The sequence below is a fragment of the Tsukamurella paurometabola DSM 20162 genome (assembly GCF_000092225.1).
Classification (GTDB): Bacteria; Actinomycetota; Actinomycetes; order Mycobacteriales; family Mycobacteriaceae; genus Tsukamurella; species Tsukamurella paurometabola.
Genome location: NC_014158.1, coordinates 4,081,213 through 4,104,008, shown reverse-complemented (window position 1 = coordinate 4,104,008; position 22,796 = coordinate 4,081,213). Strand labels below are relative to the sequence as shown.

25 protein-coding genes are annotated in these 22,796 nt (G+C 68.9%); 12 read left to right on the top strand and 13 right to left on the bottom strand.

The features are described 5' to 3' along the window. The first annotated feature begins 6 nt into the window (after positions 1–6). Complete coding sequence (locus TPAU_RS19925) at positions 7–210, top strand: MbtH family protein (RefSeq protein ID WP_013128547.1); 204 nt, start codon at positions 7–9, stop codon at positions 208–210. A 46-nt stretch (positions 211–256) separates the two neighbouring features. Here TPAU_RS19925 and TPAU_RS19920 read toward each other — a convergent pair whose 3' ends face one another. Both TPAU_RS19920 and TPAU_RS22080 read right to left on the bottom strand, forming a co-directional pair. After that, positions 257–1,465 carry a mannosyltransferase family protein gene (locus TPAU_RS19920; protein WP_425358572.1) on the bottom strand — a complete coding sequence of 403 codons (1,209 nt, stop codon included), beginning with the start codon at positions 1,463–1,465 and terminating at the stop codon, positions 257–259. 47 nt (positions 1,466–1,512) lie between these two features. Further along, the gene (locus tag TPAU_RS22080; RefSeq protein ID WP_013128545.1) at positions 1,513–2,268 is read right to left on the bottom strand and encodes a hypothetical protein; all 756 of its coding nucleotides are present in this window, start codon (positions 2,266–2,268) and stop codon (positions 1,513–1,515) included. A gap of 159 nt (positions 2,269–2,427) precedes the next feature. On the opposite strand from TPAU_RS22080, the gene TPAU_RS19910 reads away from it, so the two are divergent. Both TPAU_RS19910 and TPAU_RS19905 read left to right on the top strand, forming a co-directional pair. Further along, positions 2,428–3,693, top strand: a complete 1,266-nt coding sequence (locus tag TPAU_RS19910; protein WP_013128544.1) for an aspartate kinase — start codon at positions 2,428–2,430, stop codon at positions 3,691–3,693. A 3-nt stretch (positions 3,694–3,696) separates the two neighbouring features. Further along, positions 3,697–4,722 (top strand): aspartate-semialdehyde dehydrogenase, encoded by a 1,026-nt coding sequence (locus TPAU_RS19905; RefSeq protein ID WP_013128543.1) that lies wholly within the window; start codon positions 3,697–3,699, stop codon positions 4,720–4,722. Positions 4,723–4,840: 118 nt separating this feature from the next. Here TPAU_RS19905 and TPAU_RS19900 read toward each other — a convergent pair whose 3' ends face one another. The 10 genes from TPAU_RS19900 to TPAU_RS23755 all read right to left on the bottom strand — a co-directional run bounded on the left by TPAU_RS19900 (position 4,841) and on the right by TPAU_RS23755 (position 14,462). Further along, positions 4,841–6,355, bottom strand: a complete 1,515-nt coding sequence (locus tag TPAU_RS19900) for an ArnT family glycosyltransferase (RefSeq protein WP_013128542.1) — start codon at positions 6,353–6,355, stop codon at positions 4,841–4,843. Next, entirely contained in the window at positions 6,348–7,016 is a 669-nt protein-coding gene (locus TPAU_RS19895; RefSeq protein ID WP_013128541.1) for a TetR/AcrR family transcriptional regulator, read from the bottom strand. Before TPAU_RS19895 ends, TPAU_RS19900 begins: the two co-directional genes overlap by 8 nt. A gap of 106 nt (positions 7,017–7,122) precedes the next feature. Then, positions 7,123–7,626: a ferritin gene (locus TPAU_RS19890; RefSeq protein ID WP_013128540.1), complete on the bottom strand. Its 504-nt coding sequence runs from the start codon at positions 7,624–7,626 to the stop codon at positions 7,123–7,125. A gap of 63 nt (positions 7,627–7,689) precedes the next feature. Continuing rightward, on the bottom strand, positions 7,690–9,141 hold the full coding sequence (locus tag TPAU_RS19885; protein ID WP_013128539.1) for a PepSY-associated TM helix domain-containing protein: 1,452 nt from the start codon (positions 9,139–9,141) through the stop codon (positions 7,690–7,692). An 84-nt stretch (positions 9,142–9,225) separates the two neighbouring features. Then, a complete protein-coding gene (locus TPAU_RS22075; RefSeq protein ID WP_013128538.1) occupies positions 9,226–9,897 on the bottom strand; it encodes a hypothetical protein in 672 nt (223 codons plus the stop codon). Positions 9,898–9,956: 59 nt separating this feature from the next. Next, positions 9,957–10,547 carry a phosphoribosylanthranilate isomerase gene (locus TPAU_RS19870; RefSeq protein WP_013128537.1) on the bottom strand — a complete coding sequence of 197 codons (591 nt, stop codon included), beginning with the start codon at positions 10,545–10,547 and terminating at the stop codon, positions 9,957–9,959. A gap of 24 nt (positions 10,548–10,571) precedes the next feature. Beyond that, on the bottom strand, positions 10,572–10,847 hold the full coding sequence (locus TPAU_RS19865) for a hypothetical protein (RefSeq protein ID WP_013128536.1): 276 nt from the start codon (positions 10,845–10,847) through the stop codon (positions 10,572–10,574). A gap of 62 nt (positions 10,848–10,909) precedes the next feature. After that, positions 10,910–12,652 carry a penicillin-binding transpeptidase domain-containing protein gene (locus tag TPAU_RS19860; RefSeq protein ID WP_013128535.1) on the bottom strand — a complete coding sequence of 581 codons (1,743 nt, stop codon included), beginning with the start codon at positions 12,650–12,652 and terminating at the stop codon, positions 10,910–10,912. 71 nt (positions 12,653–12,723) lie between these two features. Beyond that, on the bottom strand, positions 12,724–13,641 hold the full coding sequence (locus tag TPAU_RS19855) for a serine hydrolase (RefSeq protein WP_013128534.1): 918 nt from the start codon (positions 13,639–13,641) through the stop codon (positions 12,724–12,726). Beyond that, positions 13,623–14,462 (bottom strand): LysR family transcriptional regulator, encoded by an 840-nt coding sequence (locus tag TPAU_RS23755; RefSeq protein WP_013128533.1) that lies wholly within the window; start codon positions 14,460–14,462, stop codon positions 13,623–13,625. The genes TPAU_RS19855 and TPAU_RS23755 overlap by 19 nt, the downstream gene beginning before the upstream one ends. A gap of 108 nt (positions 14,463–14,570) precedes the next feature. Between TPAU_RS23755 and TPAU_RS19845 the strand changes: the two genes are divergently transcribed. The 9 genes from TPAU_RS19845 to TPAU_RS19805 all read left to right on the top strand — a co-directional run bounded on the left by TPAU_RS19845 (position 14,571) and on the right by TPAU_RS19805 (position 22,254). Then, the gene (locus TPAU_RS19845; protein ID WP_245537815.1) at positions 14,571–15,785 is read left to right on the top strand and encodes a PucR family transcriptional regulator; all 1,215 of its coding nucleotides are present in this window, start codon (positions 14,571–14,573) and stop codon (positions 15,783–15,785) included. A gap of 124 nt (positions 15,786–15,909) precedes the next feature. Next, positions 15,910–17,412: a long-chain-fatty-acid--CoA ligase gene (locus TPAU_RS19840; RefSeq protein WP_013128531.1), complete on the top strand. Its 1,503-nt coding sequence runs from the start codon at positions 15,910–15,912 to the stop codon at positions 17,410–17,412. An 18-nt stretch (positions 17,413–17,430) separates the two neighbouring features. Beyond that, positions 17,431–19,140, top strand: coding sequence for a PHA/PHB synthase family protein (locus TPAU_RS19835; RefSeq protein ID WP_013128530.1), 1,710 nt, complete (start codon positions 17,431–17,433; stop codon positions 19,138–19,140). A gap of 27 nt (positions 19,141–19,167) precedes the next feature. Further along, entirely contained in the window at positions 19,168–19,620 is a 453-nt protein-coding gene (locus TPAU_RS19830) for a MaoC family dehydratase (RefSeq protein ID WP_013128529.1), read from the top strand. Continuing rightward, positions 19,617–20,513 (top strand): poly(3-hydroxyalkanoate) depolymerase, encoded by an 897-nt coding sequence (gene phaZ, locus TPAU_RS19825; protein ID WP_013128528.1) that lies wholly within the window; start codon positions 19,617–19,619, stop codon positions 20,511–20,513. Before TPAU_RS19830 ends, phaZ begins: the two co-directional genes overlap by 4 nt. 53 nt (positions 20,514–20,566) lie before the next feature. Then, positions 20,567–20,983: a Fur family transcriptional regulator gene (locus TPAU_RS19820; RefSeq protein WP_013128527.1), complete on the top strand. Its 417-nt coding sequence runs from the start codon at positions 20,567–20,569 to the stop codon at positions 20,981–20,983. Between the two features lie 104 nt (positions 20,984–21,087). After that, positions 21,088–21,513, top strand: a complete 426-nt coding sequence (locus TPAU_RS19815; protein ID WP_013128526.1) for an organic hydroperoxide resistance protein — start codon at positions 21,088–21,090, stop codon at positions 21,511–21,513. 29 nt (positions 21,514–21,542) lie between these two features. Further along, positions 21,543–21,890, top strand: a complete 348-nt coding sequence (locus TPAU_RS19810) for a fluoride efflux transporter FluC (protein WP_013128525.1) — start codon at positions 21,543–21,545, stop codon at positions 21,888–21,890. A 7-nt stretch (positions 21,891–21,897) separates the two neighbouring features. Continuing rightward, on the top strand, positions 21,898–22,254 hold the full coding sequence (locus tag TPAU_RS19805) for a fluoride efflux transporter FluC (protein WP_013128524.1): 357 nt from the start codon (positions 21,898–21,900) through the stop codon (positions 22,252–22,254). Between the two features lie 4 nt (positions 22,255–22,258). On the opposite strand, the gene TPAU_RS19800 is transcribed toward TPAU_RS19805, so the two are convergent. Continuing rightward, complete coding sequence (locus tag TPAU_RS19800; RefSeq protein WP_013128523.1) at positions 22,259–22,795, bottom strand: hypothetical protein; 537 nt, start codon at positions 22,793–22,795, stop codon at positions 22,259–22,261. Between the last annotated feature and the right edge of the window lies 1 nt (position 22,796).

Genomic DNA, 22,796 nt, shown 5'->3' with positions numbered 1-22,796 from the left:
CACACCATGAACAATCCCTTCGATAACGAGTCCGGCGAGTTCGTCGTCCTCATCAACGACGAGGGCCAGCACTCGTTGTGGCCGACCTTCCGCGAGACCCCGAAGGGATGGCGCATCGCCTTCGGCGAGGGCGGCCGGTCGCGCGCCGAATGCCTGGGCTACATCGAGCAGGCATGGACGGACATCCGCCCGCTCAGCTTGCGCGCCTGACTCTTTCCCGCGGCCGGTGATCGGCCCGGATTCGAAACCCAGTCGGTCACATGGCGTGCGGGTACACGCTCACCATGTGCGCGCCGTACCAACAGGTGACCGTGATGATTCCTGCGCAGGTCCACAGCCGCACGGGCCGGGAGCGCTTCGCCAGGCCGATCGCGATGGGGATCAGGAGCACGAAGGCGGGGAGCAACAGGCGCGGCCGCGACATCATCAGGCCGCCCGAGCCCAGCAGCGAGATCACCACGAGGGCGCCGTACAGGGTGATCGGCCAGGGCATCTTCGAGCGCACCGCGATCACGATCAGCACGATCGATGCGGCGAGCAGCGCGACCACCGAGAGGTCGGCCACGTCCGAGCCGTTGATCAGGGTGTAGTTGACGAACTGCCAGGTCTGCACACCCATATCGAACGTGGTGCCCCAGCCCTCGGTCTGGATGCGGAACCAGCCCGTGAGGCTGCCGGTGTGCCGTGCGACGATCAGCAGATAGGTCACCCAGCCGAGCGGGGTGAGCACGACACACAGTGCTGCGCGTCGTCGCTCGGGCCCCGTCGATGAGAGCGCCGCCAGGAGCGCCGCGAGCGCGACCACACCGATCAGCACCACCGATGTGGGGCGGCAGAACCCGGCCAGCGCCGTGCAGACCCCGGCGACGAGCCACCGTCTTTCCATGACTCCGACCAGGGCCCAGCCGGCCAGCGCGCAATAGAGGGCCTCGGTATAGGCCATGGTCAGCACGATGCCCATCGGCGCCGCCGCGAACAGCACCGTGGTGAGCAGACCCGCGGTCTGCGCGTACCGGTCGGGAACCTGCGGCATGTGCTCGACGCACAGTTTGCCCAGCCGGTAGGCCGCGACCGCGGCGGCGCAACCGACGATCACGTTCACCGTGAGCGCGGCCCGGTACGCGTCGAATCCGGGCAGCTGAGCGACGGCGCGCACCAGCATCGGAAAGCCCGGGAAGAAGGCGTAGGCGGTGTCGGCGGTGTGCTCGCCGCGTGCGTCCACGAATCGCCACGGCATGTCGTCGTAGCCGTAGGTGGCCAGACCGATCATCCACTTGCCGTCCCAGGCAGTGAGGAGGTCGGCGAGGTTCTGATTGCGCAACTGCGCGAACCGGGCCAGTACCGCGAGGCCGATACCGCGGATCGCGAGGTAGTAGGCGATCGGCAGCCAGACCGACCGGGTCCGCTCGACGATGCTGCGCGGCGGCGCCTCGGCGGCAGCGGGAGCGGTCGACACGGATTGCATCGTACCGGCGGTGGGACGGGCGTCCGGGCGGGTCGCGTCCGCTGCCGTCACGAAGCGGAGCGCTTGATTCCGCACGTCACGGTGTTATCGCCATCGCGCGAGCTGAGCTCCTTACCGTCCACCGAGATCGAGCAGGTGACCCGGCCGGTTCCGACCACGCGCATCGTCATGGTCTCCCCGACGTCCGCTAGACCCTGCCACTCCCAGGGCAGCACGGCGGCGGGCGGCGGCGCCGACGAGCCGGTCAGTCCCGAGATCTGCACGACACCCGCGCCGGATCCGCCGGCGGTCAGTTTGAGTGGCACCGAGACGGTGCTGCCGGAGCCGGTCGACGGCGGCGCGGTGGTGATGAAACCGTCGGTTTCGGTGCCGGGGGTGCCGCCGGTGTTCGGTGCCCCCGAGGTGGGCACGCCCGACGTGGGGGCCGCGGAGGAGAACGGGACCGGCGATGCCGTCTGCTCGTTGCCACCGCGGAGGGCGACACCGATGCCGACCGCCGCCGCCACGGCGAGGATCACGACCACCGTGGTCAGCCCGATGATGAGGCCCTTGCGATTACCGTCGCCGTTGCCGCCGCCCGGGGGGCCGGGCGGGAAGCCGCCGGGCTGCTGCGGATACATGTGGGTGGGGGCGCCGGCCGAGTACGGACCGCCCGGGTAGCCGCCGGGCGGCTGAGGAGCGCCCTGCTGGTAGCCACCCTGCGGGTACCCGCCCTGCTGGTATCCGCCCTGCTGATAGCGGCCACCCGGGTACTGACCGCCCGGGGGGTTCTGCCCGGAATTCTGGTCTCCGTACGGGTTCATGGGTTCTCCTCGTTTCGGCTTCACAGGCGATTATCCGCGATCCGCTAGGCAGTGGGTTGCACACTGCTTGGAACACGGGGTGTTCGGGGCCACAGGCCCAGGTCGGTAGGATCGTCTCTCGACGCACACTGCTCGAGCTACGAACGGAGAGGTACCCAAGTGGCACTCGTCGTCCAGAAGTACGGAGGCAGTTCCGTCGCCTCCGCCGAGCGCATCCGGCGCGTCGCAGAACGGATCGTCGAGACCAAACGCGCGGGTAACGACGTCGTCGTCGTGGTCTCCGCCATGGGTGACACCACCGACGAACTGCTCGACCTCGCCAACCAGGTCTGCCCGGCCCCACCCGCGCGCGAGATGGACATGTTGTTGACCTCCGGCGAGCGCATCTCCAACGCACTCGTCGCGATGGCGATCCACTCGCTCGGTGCCCAGGCGCAATCGTTCACCGGCTCGCAGGCCGGGGTGATCACCACCAGCCGGCACGGCGCCGCGAAGATCATCGACGTGACCCCGGGCCGCGTGCAGGCCGCGATCGACGACGGCAAGATCGTGCTGGTCGCCGGCTTCCAGGGAGTCTCGCAGGACACCAAGGATGTGACCACCCTCGGTCGCGGTGGCTCGGACACGACGGCGGTAGCCCTGGCGGCCGCGCTGAACGCCGATGTCTGCGAGATCTACACCGATGTCGACGGCATCTACACCGCCGATCCGCGCATCGTGCCCAACGCCAAGCACCTGGAGACGGTCTCCTTCGAAGAGATGCTCGAGATGGCCGCGTGCGGCGCGAAGGTGCTCATGCTGCGCTGCGTGGAGTACGCCCGCCGCTACAACGTCCCGGTTCACGTGCGCTCGTCGTACTCGACCAAGCCCGGCACCATCGTCAAAGGTTCAATGGAGGACATCCCCGTGGAAGAGGCAATTCTCACCGGCGTCGCCCACGATCGCAGCGAGGCGAAGATCACCGTCGTCGGGCTCGAGGACAAGCCGGGTTACGCCGCCCGCGTCTTCCGGGCCATCGCCGATGCCGAGATCAACATCGACATGGTGCTGCAGAACGTGTCCAAGGTGGATACCGGCCGCACCGACATCACCTTCACCCTGCCGCGCGAGCTCGGCCCGCTGGGCGTCGAGAAGCTCGAGGCCCTGCGCAAGGAGATCGGTTTCGACTCCGTGGTCTACGACGACCACGTCGGCAAGGTCTCGCTGGTCGGCGCCGGCATGAAGAGCCATCCGGGCGTCACCGCCACCTTCTGCGAGGCGCTCTCGAAGGCCGGTATCAACATCGAGCTGATCTCCACCTCGGAGATCCGCATCTCGGTGCTCATCCGCGACACGGAGCTCAACGAGGCCGTCAAGGTGCTGCACGACGCCTTCGGGCTGGGCGCCGACGAAGAGGCCGTGGTCTACGGCGGAACGGGGCGATAAGCCATGGGCGTACGCGTAGGAGTCGTCGGCGCGACCGGCCAGGTGGGCGCCGTCATGCGCCAGTTGCTGCTGGACCGGAACTTCCCGGCCGACGAGGTGCGGTTCTTCGCGTCCTCGCGGTCCGCGGGCAAGAAGCTGCCCTTCGGGGATCGCGAGATCGTGGTCGAGGACGCCGAGACCGCCGATCCGACTGGGCTCGATATCGCGCTGTTCAGCGCGGGCGCGACGATGTCACGCGTGCAGGCGCCGCGGTTCGCCGCCGCCGGCGTCACCGTGATCGACAACTCGAGCGCCTTCCGCAAGGATCCCGATGTGCCGCTGGTGGTCTCGGAGGTGAACCCGGAGCAGGTCCACGATCTGAAGAAGGGCATCATCGCCAACCCGAACTGCACCACCATGGCCGCGATGCCCGTGCTCAAGGTGCTGCACGACGAGGCCGGCCTGCAGCGGCTCATCGTCTCCTCGTACCAGGCCGTGTCGGGGTCGGGGCTGGCCGGCGTCGAGGAGCTCGTGTCCCAGGTGCGCGCGGTGGAGCCCGAGGCCGAGAAGCTGGTGCACGACGGCTCGGCCGTGGAGTTCCCGGCACCGAACAAGTACGTGGCGCCGATCGCCTTCAACGTGCTGCCGCTGGCCGGCTCGATCGTCGACGACGGCTCCGGCGAGACCGACGAGGATCAGAAGCTGCGCAACGAATCGCGCAAGATCCTCGGCCTGCCGGAGCTGCTGGTGTCCGGCACGTGTGTGCGGGTGCCCGTGCTCACCGGCCATTCGCTGTCGATCAATGCCGAGTTCGCGGCGCCGCTGTCGGTGGCGCGGGCGCAGGAGCTGCTCGCCGCGGCGCCCGGCGTGAAGCTGGTCGATGTGCCCACGCCGCTCGCCGCCGCCGGCGCCGACGACTCGCTGGTCGGCCGCATCCGGCAGGATCCGGGCGTGCCCGAGGGCCGCGGTCTCGCGCTGTTCATCAGCGGCGACAACCTGCGTAAGGGCGCGGCGCTCAACACCGTGCAGATCGCGGAACTGCTGGTCTAGCCCCGTCGTGCGTCCCTAGCGGGCCGTCGATCACCCCAGCGCCGGATGCGCTCCCCATGTCCATGGGCATGGGGAGCGCACTCCCCCGCTAGGGCGGGCTGGATGAGGGGGCGGCGTTTCACATGCGGCGCAGTCCCGGCCACAGCTGTGACCACGGCGCCCGCGGGTGGCACAGGCGAATGTCCACACCCGTCGAGGCGGTGGGGAAGCCGAGCCGGTAGTCGAATCGGCGCAGTGTGCGCTCCTGATCGCACATATCGTCCTGAAGCTCGGCGTCGGCGTTGATGACGCGGAGCACGGTGGTCGCCGAATCTGCGGGCTCACCGAAGAATCCGAATCCGCGGTTCGGGCTGAACACCGGCGGTAGGCCCTCGCCGTAGTACTGCAGCGCTGCCGCCTGCCAGTACGAGCTGGCCACGATCGCCTGGGGGCGTTCGTTTTCCGGTAGTGCTGCGATGGATTCCTCGACGGCAGTCGTCAGTTCCGGCCAGCCGAACTGTCCGTACACTGTGATCTGCATACCCGCTTCCATCACCGACTCGGGCTCCTTGATCTCGGATTCCGGGGTGTACGGAAGGCTCACCAGGATCGAACCGACCGCGAGAATCGACAGCGGCGCCGTCACCGCCAGCCGTAGTCGAGTCTTGGGAAGTGCCTCGAAGGCAACCGCGCCGGCCGCGATGATCACCGGCAGCATGCCGCCGGGGTAATAGGGGCGGCCCGCGGTGATGATGAAGACGATCACCAGGAGGACGAAGGCTGGCGCCAGGAACCGATACGGCCGCAAGGCGTTCGACCGCATCAGCGCATACAGGCCGTACAGCAGGAGCAGGGCCCCGAGTACACCCGCGGTGAGCAGCATGATCGGCACGAAGGCGATGCGTCCGCCCGCGTATTGGCTCTCCGCGGCGACCTGGTCGGTGAGCTGGAGATACGGCCAACCGCGCTGCGCCTGCCAGATCAGCGCCGGAATCATGGTGACCACGGTGACGGCGCCTCCCAGCCACAGAGCGGGCCGGCGGATGAGATCCCTGGGGCCCCAGATCGACGAGGCGATGATCGTGCACACCCAGAACACCGGGATCAGCCACTTGACCTGCATATCGACCGCTGTCACCACACCGGCGGCGAAGAGCAGCCAATCCTGCCGGGTCCGTACCCAGCGCACCAGCAGCCAGGTGATGGCCACCCACAGCGGGGTGTCGATCGCGTTGGTGGCCAAGAGTGAGGATTGCAGCAGCAGGAAGGTCGATGTGGCGTACGCGCCGGCGGTGAGGGCCTGCGCGAATCGTCCGCCGCCGAGTTCGCGGGCGATCAACGCCGACAGCAGGATTCCGGCCAGGGTGACGAGAATGGACGGTAGCCGGAACAGCACCAGGGATTCGCCGGGGAGGGCGTCACCGAGCAGGGCCAGCAGTGGCAGGATCGGGCCCTGGTCGGCGTAACTCACCGACAGGTGGTGACCGGCGGCGATGAAGTAGAGCTCATCTCCGAACAGGTGATAGCGGCTGGCGCCGAACGCGGCGGCGATGGCGCTGAGCACCAGGATCGGCACCAGATACGCCCATGCGGTCGGTGCCGGATCGGCGAAGCGGAAGCGGTCGGCGGTGGCGGATGTGGTGGTCTCAGTCATCGGTGTCCTCCGACGGTGCGGTGGGTGTGGATGCGTGCGGCGGAGTCTGCACCGCGGCGAGATAGACGCGGATCATCTGGTCCGCATGGGCGTCGAGGTCGAGGTCCGGATCACGAGCGGCGCGGCCGGCGGCGCCGTCGATCGCATCGCGGATCAGCCGAGCCAGGATCATCGGGTCGAAATCGGGGGAGAACTCGCCGGATTCTTGCCCTTCTCGCAGGATTCCGGCAAGGGGCGCGAGCATCTGCTGCTCGCCGTCGTTCGGGCTGAATGCCGGGGTGCCGTCGGGGTTGCGCAAATTGAGGACGACTTCGACCATGGCGCCCAGGAGTCGGCGCTCCGCCTTGATGTATTCGAGGTTGGTGGCGATGTAGGTACGCAGGATGTCGGTGGCCGTGTGCTGCTCGGCGAGGCGCGGGCCCATGAACTCCGCACCGGCGACGAAGAGGTGGATCACCACCTGTCGCATCAGATCGTCCTTGCCGTCGAAGTGGTACGAGATGACGCCCTTGGAGATTCCGGCCTGCCGCGCAATGCGGGCGAGCGTGGCACGGCCGTACCCCTCATCGGCCAGCACTTCGGCCGCCGCCGCGATGATCTGGCGGCGGCGGGCCTCTTCGATGAAGGTCCTTTGACCCTCTGTCTCATTTTCTGGCCGCATGGTCAAAAATTAGCATGATCGGCCATGTGGTGGGAAGCGGACAAACGAAAACGGGGCCCTCCGTCGTGGAGGGCCCCGTTCCGGGCTGCAGTGTGTGGCTGGGTGCCTAGGCCTCGGTGGTCCGGACCGGGCGGGCGGCGAGCTCTTCGTCCAGGCGCAGCAGGCCCGGGCCGTCACCGTCGATCAGCTTGAGGCGACCGACGATCTCGCTCACCGTGGCCTCCTCCTCGACCTGCTCGTTGACGAACCACTGAATGAGAGCCTTCGAATCGATGTCGTCGTTCGCGGCGCGGTACAGGTCGCGAATCGACTCGGAGACGCGGCGCTCGTGCTGCAGTGCCACCTCGAACACCTCGAGAACCGTGTTCACATCGACCTTGGGGGCGCCCACGGCACCGATGGTCGGGTGGTTGTCGCGGTCCGACAGATGATCGATCCACTTGTTGGCGTGCACGATCTCCTCGTCGGCCTGGTGGCGGAGCCAGCCGGCGATGCCGGGCAGGTCGCGGATCTCCATCTCAATGGCGAGCTGGCGGTACACCAGCGACGCCTCGAACTCGAGGGTGATCTGATCGTTGAACTTCTCTTCGAGTGCGTCCGTGAGCTTCATACGAACGACTGTAGAGTGATTCGACCGGCCCGGCAACGCAGGCAAGGCGACCCTTTGTGCTGGTCAGGGCCTATTTCTTAGGTTAGCCGTCCCCCTCTTAGCCACGCCTATCGCAACATCGACGAGTACGAAGGCGAGCAGTGAGATGCCCAGCACCGGGAGGAACCAACCCACGAATCCGACCGCCAGCACTGCCGGAATCGCTTGGGCGGGATCGACTTTCCGCAGGGATTCGCGGGCGGGCGGGCGCGGGAGACCGCCGCCACGGGGCCGGCGCTGCCACCACATCGCGTAGCCCCGCACGATCAGCACGCTCAAAAGCGTTGCGAAGGCAACCAATACGATCTGGTTGAGCAGACCGAACTGCCAGCCCATGTGCGTGTTGATGAGCAGCTCGGTGAGCTTCGCCATCAGCGGCCAGGATGCGAAGGCGAGTACCGTCACCACCTGACCCGTCTCGGGGTTCACGGTCGCGGAATCGATGCCGAACCGCCACGGTTGGCGGGTCTGCGCCACCGTCATCGCTACCGCCGGGTCGGCCGGGATGGACACCTGGACGGCGCCGCCCACACCTCGGTCCGCCGCCGCGGCCACCACCCGGTCGAGCGCGGCGATGTTGCGGGCGCGGGTCTGTGCCGCCAGTTCGGGGCTCACCGGTGCGGCCGCCGGCGCGGCACCGCCGTGATCGGCGTGCTCGCCCCCGCCCTCGGACTTCGCCTCGGGCTGCAACGACGTCGACAGCGTCGGCTTGGTCCAACTGAGCTCGGTGCGGAGCTGGGCGATGTTGTCGCCCGCGTACTTCGACCAGGTCAGCCCCGTCGCCGAGAAGAACAGCAGGCTCAGCAGCAGCCAGGTGCCGATCACCGCGTGCCGATTCATCGCGCCGCCGCGTCCCGGGCGGGACCGGTCGTAGGCCAGCATCGCGCGGGCGTCGCCGCGGCGGGCCCGCCACCACAGGTAGATGCCGCCGAGAGCGACCACCCACAACCACGATGCCGCCAGCTCGCTGTAGAACCGGCCCACATCGCCCAGGTGTAGGTCCACATGGAGGCGATCGATCCAGAACCGGATCGGCAGCGCCTCGACCGACCCGTACACCGGGAGCGCGCCCTGCACCTGTGCCGAGGCGGGATCGACGAAGACGGCGAGATCACGACCGTCGGTCAGGGTTGGGTCGGTGAACAGCACTCGCGTGGTCTTACCGGCCTCCTCGGCCGGCCGGAGGCCCTTGACCACGAGATCGGGTCGACTTGCCTGGGCGGCCGCCACCTGGGCGGTGAGCGGTTGTGCCGGACCGGTCGTGGCCGCGGTGAGTTCGTTCGAGTAGACGAACCGTTCCACGGTGGGAGCGGCCGCGTAGAGCCCGCCGCTGATCGCGGCGATCAGGATGAACGGGCCCACCAGCAGGCCCGCGTAGAAGTGCAGCCGCAGTATCGCGGCCCGCCACCCCGGCCGCTTCGGCGGCGAGGTGGACTGCGGCGGCGCTGGGTCGGCCGCCGAATCAATCAGGGACATGGAAGCATTCACCTCACGGTAGTGCGCGCACGCGCGGAGGACTCGGACGGCGAAGCCGTTCCGAGTGGAGTGCTGGGTGAGGTGTCAGGCCGGCGGCGCCCGCAGGGCACCGTTGCAGGCTTGGACCCGGACCGGCAGTGGCCGGAAGTCCCAGGAGCGCACGACGACGGTGCGCGGCAACCTGGTCCAGGCCGCCACCACGGCGCGGAGCGTGGCGAGGGCGAGACGAAGCGCTGCCTCGGCCCCGGCGATCGTCGCGCCGGCGACGACCGCTGCCAGCAGGTGCGCCGCGGCCATCCCCGGTGTGATCGCGAGGTGCCCCATGGTGAGACCGAGGGCGACGTGGCCGCCGAGCTGACCGAACAGCACCATCGCACCGGTCGCGAGCGGACCCGCGGCCCGCGGTCGAGCGGCCAGCACACCGATCGCCGCACAGACCGCGGCCAGCACCAGGATCGAGAACGGCGGGACCGACGGTGCCATCGCACCGGCACCGTCCGGAGTCATCGCCGCCATATCGTGCCCGGGCATGGCGGCCATCGCGTGGCCGGACATCGTGTGGCCGGACATCGTGTGGCCGGACATCGTGTGGCCGGACATGGCGTGGCCGGGCATCGGGTCTCCGGCGCTCGGTGGCCCTGACGGACCCATCGCGCCCGCCATCGCGACGGTGTGCGCGGTCAGGCTCGCCGCGAGAGAGGTACCGCCCACCAGCACGCCACGGGCCGTGGCGGCGGGATGGGCGGGCCGGAACATGGTCGAATACTACTCCCTGTAGGGGAGGGTTCTCGAACTGGAATAGGCAGGTCAGAAGCTCAGGTGCGGGCGGCGGCCAGGAAGTCCCGGATGCGTCCCGGATCCTTGAGCCCGGGCGCCGATTCGACACCGCTGGAGACGTCGACGCCGGACGGGGCGAAGGCGGCGGCGAGCGCGCCGACGTTATCGGGGGTGAGCCCGCCGGCGAGCAACCAGAAGGCCGAGGGCGGGACGGGGAGGTCGGCGGGGTCGAAGGGGACACCGGAACCGGGATCGGTGGCATCGATCAGCAGGCGCTCGCGCCAGTCGCGGCCGGCCTCGGTGTAGCGGGTGGCCGAGACGGCGCGGAGCACCGCGAAGCCGGCGTCCACCGCGCGACGGAAATGCTCGTCCGGCTCGTCGCCGTGCAGTTGCACAGTGCTCACCCCCGAAGCGCGGGCGAGCTGCAGTACCTCGTCGATCGGCTGACGCCGGAACACGCCGACGGTCTCGACGCGGTCCGGCACCCGCGCGACCAGGGGGGCGGCCTCGTCTGCGCCGATCAGGCGGACGCTGCCGGGGGCGAAGACGAACCCGACCGCGTCGGCACCCGCATCGACCGCGGCATCGACGGCGTCGATCGTGCGCAGGCCGCATACCTTGACGAACATGCGCCCGATCTTAGAAGTGAGGGATCAGAAGGGCTGGCCGGGGATGGATCCGGGTGCGCCCGGGGCGGCAGCCGGTGGCGCGGTGGGCATCGGCATGGTGCACGGCGGGAACGTGGGGTTGTACGGCGGATTGCACAGTTGCATCACACAGTTCTTCCCGTTCCAGAACGGGGTCTGGCCCGGCGGGCACGGCTCGAGGGCGCCCGCGGTGCCGGTGCTCGCGACGAAGCTGGCCGACATGACGCCGAGCGCGGCGAGGCCGCCGGCGACGGTGCGACGGATGGTCGAGCGACTGGACATGCGAACCCCTTCTTCGTGAACTCGGATTTCACAGTATCAATTCACGGTGGGCGTGCACACCCTCAGGGCAGATCGCCGCCCGCGCCGCGCAGGAAGGCGCCGCTCACCGATACCGCCGGACCGGAGCTCTCGCCCGAGACCACGAGCGTGGCGAATGCGAGGTCTCCGACGATCCCGGCGAACCAGCCGTGCGCGTGCGTGTTGTCGCCGAACTCGGCGGTCCCGGTCTTGCCGCCGAGTCCCGGAATGTCGCGCAGCGCCGTCGCCGTCCCTGCGGTCACGGTCTCGCGCATCGCGGCACGCAGTGCATCGGCGACGCCGGCATCGATCCGCCGGCCGGGCGTATCGGCTCGGGCCGGCTCACCGTCGAACAAGGAGGGACGTACGGTGTTCCGCGCGGCGAGGCTCGCCTCGACGACCGCGAGGCCGAAGGGCGATGCGGTGACCCGGCCCTGGCCGATCGACTCCTCCACCCGCTCGGCGTCGGTGCGCGCGGAGGGCACGGAGCCGGTGACCGTGGTGATTCCGAGGATCACGAAATCCACGCCCAGGCCGAAGGTCTTCGCCGTATCGGCCAGCGCGTTCTCGCCCAGCTTGGTGCCGAGGCCGGCCATCGTGGTGTTGCAGGACTTGGCGAATGCGGTGTGGAGCGGTACGGAGCCGAGCGCGAAGTCGTCTTCGTTCGGGATCGTGCGCGTGCCGAAGGTGGCCCGTCCGGGGCAATCGAGCATCGCGTTCGGCGTGGTGACGCCGGCGTCCAGGGCCGCGGCGGTGGTGATCGTCTTGAAGGTCGAGCCGGGCGGGTACAACCCGGTCAGTGCGATCGGCCCCTGCTTGTCGGCGGCGGCGTTCTGCGCGACCGCCAGAATCCCGCCCGTAGACGGCCGGATCGCCACCAGCATCGTGGGCCGATTCTCCCCGGCCACTGCGGCGTTGGCGGCCCGTTGCAGGCCGGCGTCCAGTGTGCTGCGTACCGGGGCCGGGGTCGTCCCGGGGAAGGACTCGATGTGCCGCAGCGTCTTTCCGCTGCTGTCGACCAGATTCACGCTTGCCCCGGCGGCACCGTCGACCGCCCCGCGCCAGCGCTCCTCGAGGCCGTTGCCCAGTGGCGAACGGAGCGCGGGGGCGGCGGTGAGCAGCCGTCCCTGTTCCCGAGTGGTGACGCCGCTGATCGAACGGAGGTCACCTGCGCGTCGTGCGTCGTCGGCTCGGAGGCTGATCACGTCCACGGCACCGGTCTTGTTCGCCACCGCGGCGCGGATGCTGGCCGCCGTCACCGACCGGTCGATCGGGTTCAGCCGCGCCGCCAGGTTCTCAGCGGAGTCGCTGCGATCGGCTGCCAGCGAGACCACGGTCACCGTCTGCCAGGTCATCAGCGGACTGTTCTTCCGGTCGAGTACCGGTGTGCGGTATGACTTCTCGTCAGAATACAACAGTCGTCCGCCGGGCGGTTGGTCCGGATGGATCAGAGTGGGCGACCATGTCACGCGCCCGCCGGACGTCTGCACCGGCGAGGAGTACTCGAGCTTCTTGCCGCGCGGTAGCGCCCAGGACCAGCCGAGCGCGGGGGAGTCGCCGTCGCGGCCGGCCGTCACCGAGGGTTTCGCGCTGCCCATTCCGTCGAAGGCGGCCTGCAACGCGGGCTTCGCGGCCGCCGGATCGGAGGTCAGGTCCGCCGCGGCTTGGGCATCGCGCGCAGTGACGGCGGCGGCGAACTCCGCGGCGGGATCCTCGGACGAGCACGCGGCCGCCGTGGACGCCAGGACAACGGCGACGGCGACGGCGAGCGAACGGCGCAGGTGCATGGTCTCAGTCCACCTCGCCTCCGCCATAGCGAGCAAAGAGTAACCAGGCGGGTCTTCATAGCATTTCGCTATCACCGCATGTCGAGGGGTGTGCGAAGGGCACTCACCGCGCGGAGCGCGACCCGCCCGATCGCGGCGTCGACCCGGGGCAGAGCCGGATCGTTGCGGGCCGCGTGGGTGAACACCGCGACGGCCACGGGATGCTCGCCCGGGTAGCTGACCACCGCCGCTTCGTTGCGCAGCGCCCCGAGCGTTCCGGTCTTGCCGGCGATCTCGGCGCCGGGACCGAAGCCGGACGCGATCCGGTGCCGGAATACCTGTCCTGCCAGCGCTGACCGCGCGAATGCGCAGCCCTGCGGCGAGGCGGCCGTGTCCGACCAAATCGCCGCCAGCAGTGCGGTCGCATCGGCGGCGGTGGTGGCGCTGCCGAAGCTGGGGTCGTACGCGCGCACCGGACGGGACAGATCGTCGTCGGCCAGTGCAGCGAAGGCCTCGGCGACGGTGTGCGTGCCCGTCTCCGTCATCAGCGCCGTGTGCATCTCGGCATCGCCACCGGCGATCACGGTGCGACGCAAACCCAGTTCACGCGCGGTGCGCTGCACCTCGTCGAGTCCCACCAGCGAGAGCAGCGTCCCGGCGGCCGCGTTATCGGAGACCGCGATCATCGACCGCGCCAGGTCGCGCACACTCAGCTGCACCGGATCGTCGAAGGTCGCGATGCCGGTCGGGCCGGGAGTCGCCGTCCGTGGGTCGACAGTGACCCGCTGCCGCGGATCGAGCCGGCCGGAATCGAAGGCGCGGCAGGCCGCCACCAGCAGCACGATCTTGTACACCGACGCCGGCACCACCGGTTCGTGGCCACTCACGGACAGCTCCGCGTCGGCGCCCACCACCCGGGCGTGCAGCCAGCCGTTGCAACCGGCGTCGGCGAACACCTCCGCGATCGCGGCCGCCGTGGCATCGGCCCCGGTCACCGGCTCAGGCGCCATAGCGTCGACTCCAGCCGCGCGACATCGGGATGCTCACGCCGGCCCAGCACCCGCACCCGCAGCGGGAAATCCGGCGCCGCGCGGCGTGCGGTGCCCGGTGGCACCGGTCCGCCCGAAGCGACAAGCGCGAAAGCCAACCCGGCCGCGACCGCGGCGTATGTGGCCGCCTCGGTCTCGGTGGTACGCGGCGTCGACGTGATGCCCCGCGCCGTGAGCCGGTCCAGGAGCAGATCGGCCGCCGGAGGATTCGTCGAGCGAGGCGGCATCGCCAGCTGCAATGCCGACAGCTCTCTCAGGCGAGGAGAGCGGAAGTCAGCCGGTACCAGGAAGTCTCGCGGCAGGGCGATGACGGGGCCCGACGGCGCACCGTCGGACAGTACGGGGTGCTCGACGACGGCGGCGTCCAACAGGTCTTCCGCCACCGCCCGTGCCAGCTGCGGTGAGGGACCGGCCGACAGCGTCAGCGGATCGTCGCCGCCGCGCAATCCGGCGGCGCACGCTGTGGCGCTCGCGCCGCCGAGCGCATCGCACAGGGCCACTCGGCGCTGCCCGGTCCCGGCGCCGAGCCGCGCCGCCTCGGCGACGAAGCGGTCCGCGTCGCCGACCATGACCCGCGCGCGCGGGAGCAACTCACGCGCCGCGGGTGTGAGATCGGCGCCCCGTCGGCTGCGATCGATGAGCGTGACGCCCAGCGCCTCCTCGAGGCGGCGCAGACCGGCGGAGACGGGTGGCTGCGTGATGCCCAGCCGATCGGCTGCGCGCCCGAAATGCTGCTCCTCGGCGACCGCGACGAAGAACCGCAGGTGCCGGATCAGATCCATGCTGCGGAGTGTAGCGGCGCCGCCCCGACGTGGGGCGACGCGAAACCTGCGGATCGAGCCAGCGGATTCGCATACGCAAATTCGGTCGAACGACCACAATCGGTGAGTGTGAGCCACGCCATAGGGGAGAGGGTCGTCGCGGACATCGAGTGCATCCGCGACGAGCTGGCGACCAGGATCGACGATGTGACCGCGGGTGCCGTCGCCCGTATCCGTGCCGACGTGCCCTTCTACGCCACCGCCGACATCGTCTCGGATCCACTGCTCACCGCGACCGTGCGCGAGAACCTGCTGTTCATCGTGGACGCGCTCACCGCACCCGCGTTCGATACCGCCCCCGCCGAGATCACCGGACGCACCCGCGCCGAGCTCGGGGTGCCCCTTGCCTCGGTGATGCACGCCTATCGGATCGGCGTGCACCGCGTGTGGGAGGAGGTGATGGCGATCGCCGACGAGCGTCCCGAGCTGAGCCGGCAAGCGCTGCTCACCGCGGCCCAGCACATGTGGCAGGCCCAGGACGCCTTCGTCGACGCGATGGCGGCCGCGCACCGCGACCGCAGCACCGAGCAGGTCCTCGACGACGCCGCCGAGCGCGCCGCCCTCGCCGAATACCTGCTACAGGGCCGCATCCCCAGTGATCAGAGCCTGTGGGAGATCGCGACCCTGTTGCGGCTGCCCACCACCGGCCCGTATCTGGCCGTCGCCGCGGAGGCCACCGAAATCGGGCGGCAGCCACTGCCCGGCATCGCCGACCGGCTGCGCGCCCTCGACGTGTACTCGGCGTGGCGCCTGCTGCCCGACCAACTGATCGGGATCGTGCACGCGCCCACGCCCGACGCCCGACAGGCCGTCATCGACCTGCTGCGTCGCGCCGCGACTGGACGAGTCGGAGTGAGCGCGCCGTTCGCCGAACTCCGGGACACCCCCGCCGGCCTCAACTTCGCGCGTCGCGAACTCCTCGGACCGGGCACCGGCGTCTCGGTGTTCGACGGTTCCATGCTCGGGACCGCCGCCATCGCCGCTCCCGAGGCCACCGTGGATCTGGCCCGGGGTGTCCTGCATGGCCTGTACCGGCTCCCCGTCGACGATCGGGAGCCGCTCCTGGAGACCTTCCGGGCGTGGGTCGCGCATGACGGAAACGTCAAGGACGCCGCCGCCGAGCTCTACGTGCACCCGAACACCGTGCGGCACCGTTTGCGCCGCGTCGAGCAACTGACCGGCAGGTCGGTGAACTCGCCGCGCGAACTCGCGGAGCTCTGCCTGGCGTTCGAGGTCGACGCCCGAATCGGAATCGAGAGGGGCCGCGACTCGCCTACCGGCTGAATCCCGATTGTGCGCCGTGACACTCGGCGGCCCGAAACGTTGTTCCGTCACCATATCCATCCGATGGTGCCGGCAGTCACTCTGAATACAGACGAAATCACTACCGAAGCCCGAAGGACGGACGATGACGAACCTCGCCGAAAACCTCACCGCCGCTGCCGCCGCGCGGCCCGATGCGCTCGCCCTCAAATGCGACGACCTGGAGTTCAGCTACGCCGCTTTCGATGACGCCTCCGCCCGATTCGCCACCTACCTGGCCGAGCAGGGCATCGAACCCGGCGATCGCGTGGGCATCATGCTCCCCAACACCCCGGCCTTCGCCATCGTCTTCTACGGGATCATGCGCCGCGGTGCCGTCGCCGTTCCGATGAACCCGCTGCTCAAGGCCGCCGAGGTGGAGTACTACCTGGCCAACACCGGCTCCAAGGCGCTGTTCGCCACTCCGGTCTTCGCCGACGACGCCGAGGCCGGCGCCCGCGCCGCGGGTGCCGCGTGCCACTTCGGCGACGACGCCGCCCTCGCCACCCTGCTCGCCAAGTACGAGCCCACCGCCCCGGTGGAGCCCCGCGACGGCGACGACACCGCGGTCATCCTGCACACCTCCGGCACCACCGGAAAGCCCAAGGGCGCCGAGCTGACCCACCAGGGACTCGGCATGAACTGCGAGATCTCGGGCCGCACCCTGCTGCACCTCACCGGCGACGATGTGATGATGGGCTGCCTGCCGCTGTTCCACGTCTTCGGCCTCACCTGCGGCCTCAACGCCGCCGTCCGCTTCGGCTCGACCCTCACCCTGATCCCGCGGTTCGAACCCCGCAAGGCGATCGAGGTGATCGGGCGCGACAAGGTGACCGTCTTCCTCGGTGTGCCGACCATGTACGCCGCGCTGGTCGCCGCGCTGCAGCCCGGCGACGACGTGTCCTCGCTGCGAGCCTGTGGTTCGGGCGGAGCGGCACTGCCGTTGCAGGTGATCACCGACTTCGAGGCCGCCTTCAACGCGATCATCATGGAGGGCTACGGCCTGTCCGAGACCTCGCCGGTCGCCTGCTTCAACCATCCCGATAAGCCGCGCAAGCCGGGCACCATCGGAACCCCCATCGAGGGCGTGCAGATGCGCTGTGTGGACGACTCCGGTAACGAAGTGCCGCAGGGCGAACGCGGTGAGGTCCAGGTGCGTGGGCACAACATCATGAAGGGCTACTGGAATCTTCCCGAGGCCACCGCCGACGCCATCGACGCCGACGGCTGGTTCTCCACCGGCGACATCGGCATCGTCGACGCCGACGGCTACTTCTCGATCGTCGACCGCAAGAAGGAGATGATCATCCGCGGCGGGCTCAACGTGTACCCGCGCGAGATCGAAGAGGTGCTCTACGGGCATCCCGCCGTGGCGGAGGCCGCCGTCGTCGGTATTCCGCACGACACGCTCGGCGAGGAGGTGGGCGCTGCCATCGCCCTCAAGGCCGGCGTCGCGCTCACCGTCGACGAGATCCGTGACTACGTCAAGGAACGCGTCGCCTCGTACAAGTACCCGCGCCACGTCTGGTTGCTCGCCGAGCTTCCCAAGAATGCCACCGGCAAGGTCCAGAAACGCGATATCGCCGTCCCTGACCAGTTCACCGCCTGATACGAAGGATCACGGAAAATGACCGATACCAAGTACTCCGACGATTCGAACGCCGCCGATGAACTCGGCGCCCCGCTGGACATGCTGCTGGTGAACTCGACCAAGTCGTTCGCGGCAAGGATGATGCCGAACGCCTCCTGGGCGCGGATGGCGCAGTCGCTGGCCGGTAAGCCCGTGACCGTGGCCGAGCGCGGAGCCGGACTGGCCAAGGAGCTCGGCCTCATCGCGGCGGGCAAGAGCCAGCGCGCGCCCAAGAAGGGGGACCGCCGGTTCGCCGACCCGGCCTGGACGCAGAACCCGCTGTTGCGCCGGGTGGAACAGGCTTATCTGGCGGCTTCGGACACCGCTGACCAGCTGTACGAGGACGCCGATCTCGACTGGAAGGATGCCGAGCGCATGCGGTTCGTGCTCGACAACGTGATCGAGGGCGCGGCGCCCACCAACATTCCCGGACTCAACCCATCGGGCTGGAAGGCGCTCATCGACACCGGTGGCCTCTCGGCGGTGCGCGGCGCGAAGGCCTTCGTGCGCGATATGGCCAAGCACCCGCGTATCCCCGCGATGATCGAGCCCGACGCTTACAAGGTGGGCGAGACCTTGGCCGTGACCAAGGGAACCGTGGTGTTGCGCACCCCGATGTTCGAACTGATTCACTATGCGCCGCAGACCAAGCAGGTGCGTGAGGTGCCGCTGCTCATGGTGCCACCGGTGATCAACAAGTTCTACATCATGGACATCGCGCCCGGCCGCAGCCTGATCGAGTACTACCTCAAGGGCGGGCAGCAGGTGTTCGCCGTGTCGTGGCGCAATCCTTCTGCGGAGCATCGGGATTGGGGATTCGACGAGTACGGGGCCGCGATCGTGCGTGCCCTGGACGCGCTGCAGGTGATCACCGGTTCCGATAAGGCGCACGTCTTCGCCACGTGCTCGGGCGGCATTCTCACCTCGATGGTGATGGCCAGCCTGTTCGCGAACGGCCACGGCGACCGGATCGCCGGTCTGACCCTGGGCGTGACCGTGCTCGACCAGAGCCACGCCGGACTGGGCTCGGCGCTCGCCAGCCAGAAGGCGGCCGATGCCGCGATCCGCTCATCGGCCAACCAGGGCTACCTCGACGGTGCCGCCATGGCCGAGATGTTCGCCTGGCTGCGCCCGACCGACCTGGTGTGGCGGTACTGGGTGAACAACTACATCGAGGGCAAGTCGCCGGCGCCGTTCGACGTGCTGTTCTGGAACGCCGACACCACTCGGATGACGGCGTCGCTGCACAAGGACATGGTGCTCATGGGTCTGAACAACACCCTGGTCACTCCGGGTGAGCAGAGCATGATGGGCACCCCCGTGGACCTGTCCAAGATCGAATGCGACGCCTACGTGCTGGGCGGCATCTCCGATCACATCTGCCCCTGGCAGGCCACGGAGCGCAGCGCGGCGCTGCTCGGCAGCAAGGACAACACCTACGTGCTCTCCACCGCCGGCCACATCGCGTCGCTGGTGAACCCGCCCGGCAACCCGAAGTCCTCCTTCCGCACCGCACCCGTGCTGCAGGGTCAGACACCCGAGGAGTGGTTCGAGAGCGCCGACAAGCAGTCCGGTTCGTGGTGGCCGCACCACCTCGAATGGCTCACCGAACGCGGCGGCGCCGAGGTCGATGCGCCGACCCAGCTCGGGGCGCCCGGCTACGAGCCGCTCGCCCCGGCGCCGGGCACCTTCGTGCTCGAGAACTGATCACCGACAACCGATACGGAGAAGTCCATGAGCACCACTGTCGCCACCCCCACCGATCTGCTCGGCCTCGTCGGCACGCCGATGGGGACTACCGACTGGCTCACCATCGACCAGGATCGGGTCAACCTGTTCGCCGATGCCACGGGCGATCACCAGTGGATCCACGTCGACCCGGAGCGCGCCGCGGCGGGGCCCTATGGCCGCACCATCGCGCACGGCTACCTCACCCTGTCGCTCGCGCCGGTGCTGGTCGGGCAGGTGGTCACGATCGAGAAGTTCGACGCCGCGGTGAACTACGGGCTCAACAAGGTCCGCTTCCCGGCCCCGGTCCCGGTCGGATCGAGGATTCGCGCCACCGTGAGCCTCACCGCCGCACAGGAGAAGCCCTTCGGTGTCGAGGCGACCTTCACGTTGACCTACGAGGTGGAGGGCGGCGAACGACCGGCCTGCATCGCGGAGACGGTGGTGCTGTACCGATGAACGCCGATCAACAGACGCCCGCCGACGGCGGGCTCGATGAACTCCCCGATACCTTCATAGCGACCGGGGGACAGCGGATCCGCGTGCGGTACCGGCCGGGTGTGGGAGTGCCGCTGGTGGTGTGCAACGGGATCGGTGCGAGCCTGGAGGTGCTCGATCCGTTCGTCGAGGCGCTCGATCCGCAGCGTCCGGTGATCCGGTTCGACGCTCCCGGCACGGGAGAATCGCCTGCCTCGCTCTTGCCGTACGGATTTCCTTATCTGGCATGGGTTCTGGGCCGCGTTCTCGACGATCTGGGTGTAGGTGTCGTCGATATCCTCGGGCTGTCGTGGGGCGGCGCCCTAGCTCAGCAGTTCGCGTTCCAGAACCCGTGGCGGTGCCGCCGCCTGATCCTGGTGTCCACCGGCACCGGCGCCATCATGATTCCGGGCAATCCGTTGGTGCTACGGAAGATGTTGACACCCAGGAGATTCAAAGATCCGTCCTACGGCGCGCAGATCGCGGGCGAACTGTACGGCGGCACCGTCCGCGAGGACGGTAAGGACGTGGCCGAGATCTTCATCCGGCAGTTGCACGCCGGATCGAAGATCGGATACCTCCATCAACTGCTCGCCGGCGCCGTGTGGACATCGATCTTCGCGCTTCCCGCGATCCGGCAGAAGACCCTGATCATGGCAGGTGAGGACGACCCGATCATTCCGATGGCCAACGCCAAGATCATGAAGACGCTGCTTCCGCGGGCCACGCTGTTCACTCATCCCGGCGGGCACGTCGATCTGGTGACCAACGCGGAGAACCTCGCGCCGGTGATCGACGACTTCCTCGGCGCCCCGCACATCGGTAAGCGCACCTGGCGGGGGCGGCCCGCAGAGCCGCTGACTCCCGGTGGGTGACCGGAGTCTCACAAGTACTGGAATGATTCCAGAATCAGGCGTAGCCTACGGACATGGCAGACGGCCCCAGCGCTGAGGATCGGCTGCGGTCCGTGGGGCTACGCATCACCGCGCCCCGGGTCGCGGCCCTCGGCTATCTCGACGATCACCCCCACGCCACCGCCGACGACGTGGCCGAGCACCTGCGCGCACAGCTCGGCACCGTCGCCACGCAAACGGTCTACGACGTGCTGCGCGTGTGCTCCGATAGGGGGCTGCTGCGCCGCATCGAACCCGCCGGTTCCGCGGTGCGGTACGAAGGCCGCGTGGGCGACAATCACCACCACCTGGTGTGCCGGAGCTGCGGGCGGATCGTCGACGTGGACTGCATCGTCGGGGCCGCACCCTGCCTCACTCCGGATGATGACCACGGCTTCGCCATCGACGAGGCGGAGGTCACCTTCTGGGGGCAATGCGCCGACTGCCGGTGAGGGTTGCGTTCCCACCATCGACCCGGAGCCGATGCGAGTAGTGTCGCGAATGACCGCCGGAACCGGCGGAATCTTCACTGCCGAGAGCTAAGGAATCAACGCGCATGAGCCTGAAACTGCTGTTCAGCACTTCCTCGACCGCGACCGGTGGTGGCCGAGACGGGCACGTGAAGTCGGACTCGGGTCGCCTCGACCTCGACACCCGCCCGCCCGCCGAGCTGGGTGGCAACGGCGAGGGCACCAACCCGGAAGAGCTGTTCTCGGCCGGCTACGCCGCCTGCTTCCTGGGCGCCGTGCACGCCGTCGCGCGCGCCGAGCACGTCTCCGTGCCCGACGACGCCTCGGTGTCGGTGAAGGTCGGCTTCGGCAAGACCGAGCACGGCTTCGGCATCAACGCCGCGATCACCGCCTCGCTCCCCGGTCTGGACCAGTCGGCCGCTGAGGATCTCGTGGCCAAGGCGCACAAGCTGTGCCCCTACTCCAATGCCACCCGCGGCAACATCGACGTGGACCTCACCACTCAGGTCTAACGATTCACCCGAATCTCCGGCCCGCCGTCGTGGGACTCGTCTTCCTCGGCGGCGCGGCCGGCACATTCGTGCGGGCCGAGGTGGGGCAGTGGTTGCCGCACACCCCGTTCTCCTGGGCTACTTTCGCCGTCAACATCGCGGGGGCCTTCCTTCTCGGCGCGCTCACCGAGATTCTGATGCAGCGGCCCGACGATGAGCGGCACCGGCGGATCAAGCTGCTCCTGGGCACCGGATTCTGCGGCGGCCTCACCACCTACAGCGCATTCGCGCTCGACATCCACGACGCCTCACCGGCGATCGGCGCCGTGTACGCCGGATCGACGATTCTGCTCGGACTGGTCGCCGCGCTCGTAGGAGCCACGGTGGTGCGGAGGTGACGGCCCGATGACCACTGCTTTGATCTGCCTCGGCGGCGGACTGGGTGCGGTGCTGCGGTTCCTCGCCGACACCGCGCTACGAAGCCGGTTCGAGGTGTGGTCGACCGCTCTGATCAACGCGACCGGATCGTTGCTGCTCGGCCTGTTCGCGGGCTTCGCGGCACACGGAGGTATCGACTCCACGACGCTCGCGGTGCTCGGTACCGGGGTCTGCGGCGGGTACACCACGTTCAGTACCGCCACCGTCGAGACCCTGACTTTGTTGCGGGACAAGCATTATCGCGAGGGCATCGGGTACGGACTCGGCACGCTCGGGCTCAGTCTCGTGGCCGTGTGGGGCGGGTTCGCGCTCGGCGCGCTCTGACCCACTACGACGATGACGCGCTGCGGGCCAGCGCGTACCGGTACGCCGACCGGGTGAGCACCAGCGAAGCCAGGAACAGGAACATCACGATGACGGCGCCCCACAGCGGAAGCCCGTCGAGCGGTTGCCCGTTGTAGTTCACGCCGTACTGGCTCACCGGATCCGTGTAGTCGCGGGGGATGCCGAGCAAGACTTCGCCGGCCACGATGAGGAACCCGGCGAACGTGACGAGGGCGAATGCGATGGCGGCCCATCGCACGCCGAACAGAGCGAACAGGCCCGTCAGCGCCATCAGCGCGCACACCACCAGCCCGGCGATCGCCAGCACCATCACCATGATCGTGCGCACACCGAGCGGCGACGACGGGAAGTTCCCCGGGTACCCCTGGGTGCCCAGTAGTGCCGAGGTCTGGATGATCGCGAAGACGTCGAGGGCGATCGCTCCGCCGCCCGCAGCGAGGGAGACCAGGGCCCAGAGCCAGACTCCGCCGCCGCGCCGTCGCCCGGAGCGAGCCGGGGCGCTCCCGGATCCCGAAGCCACC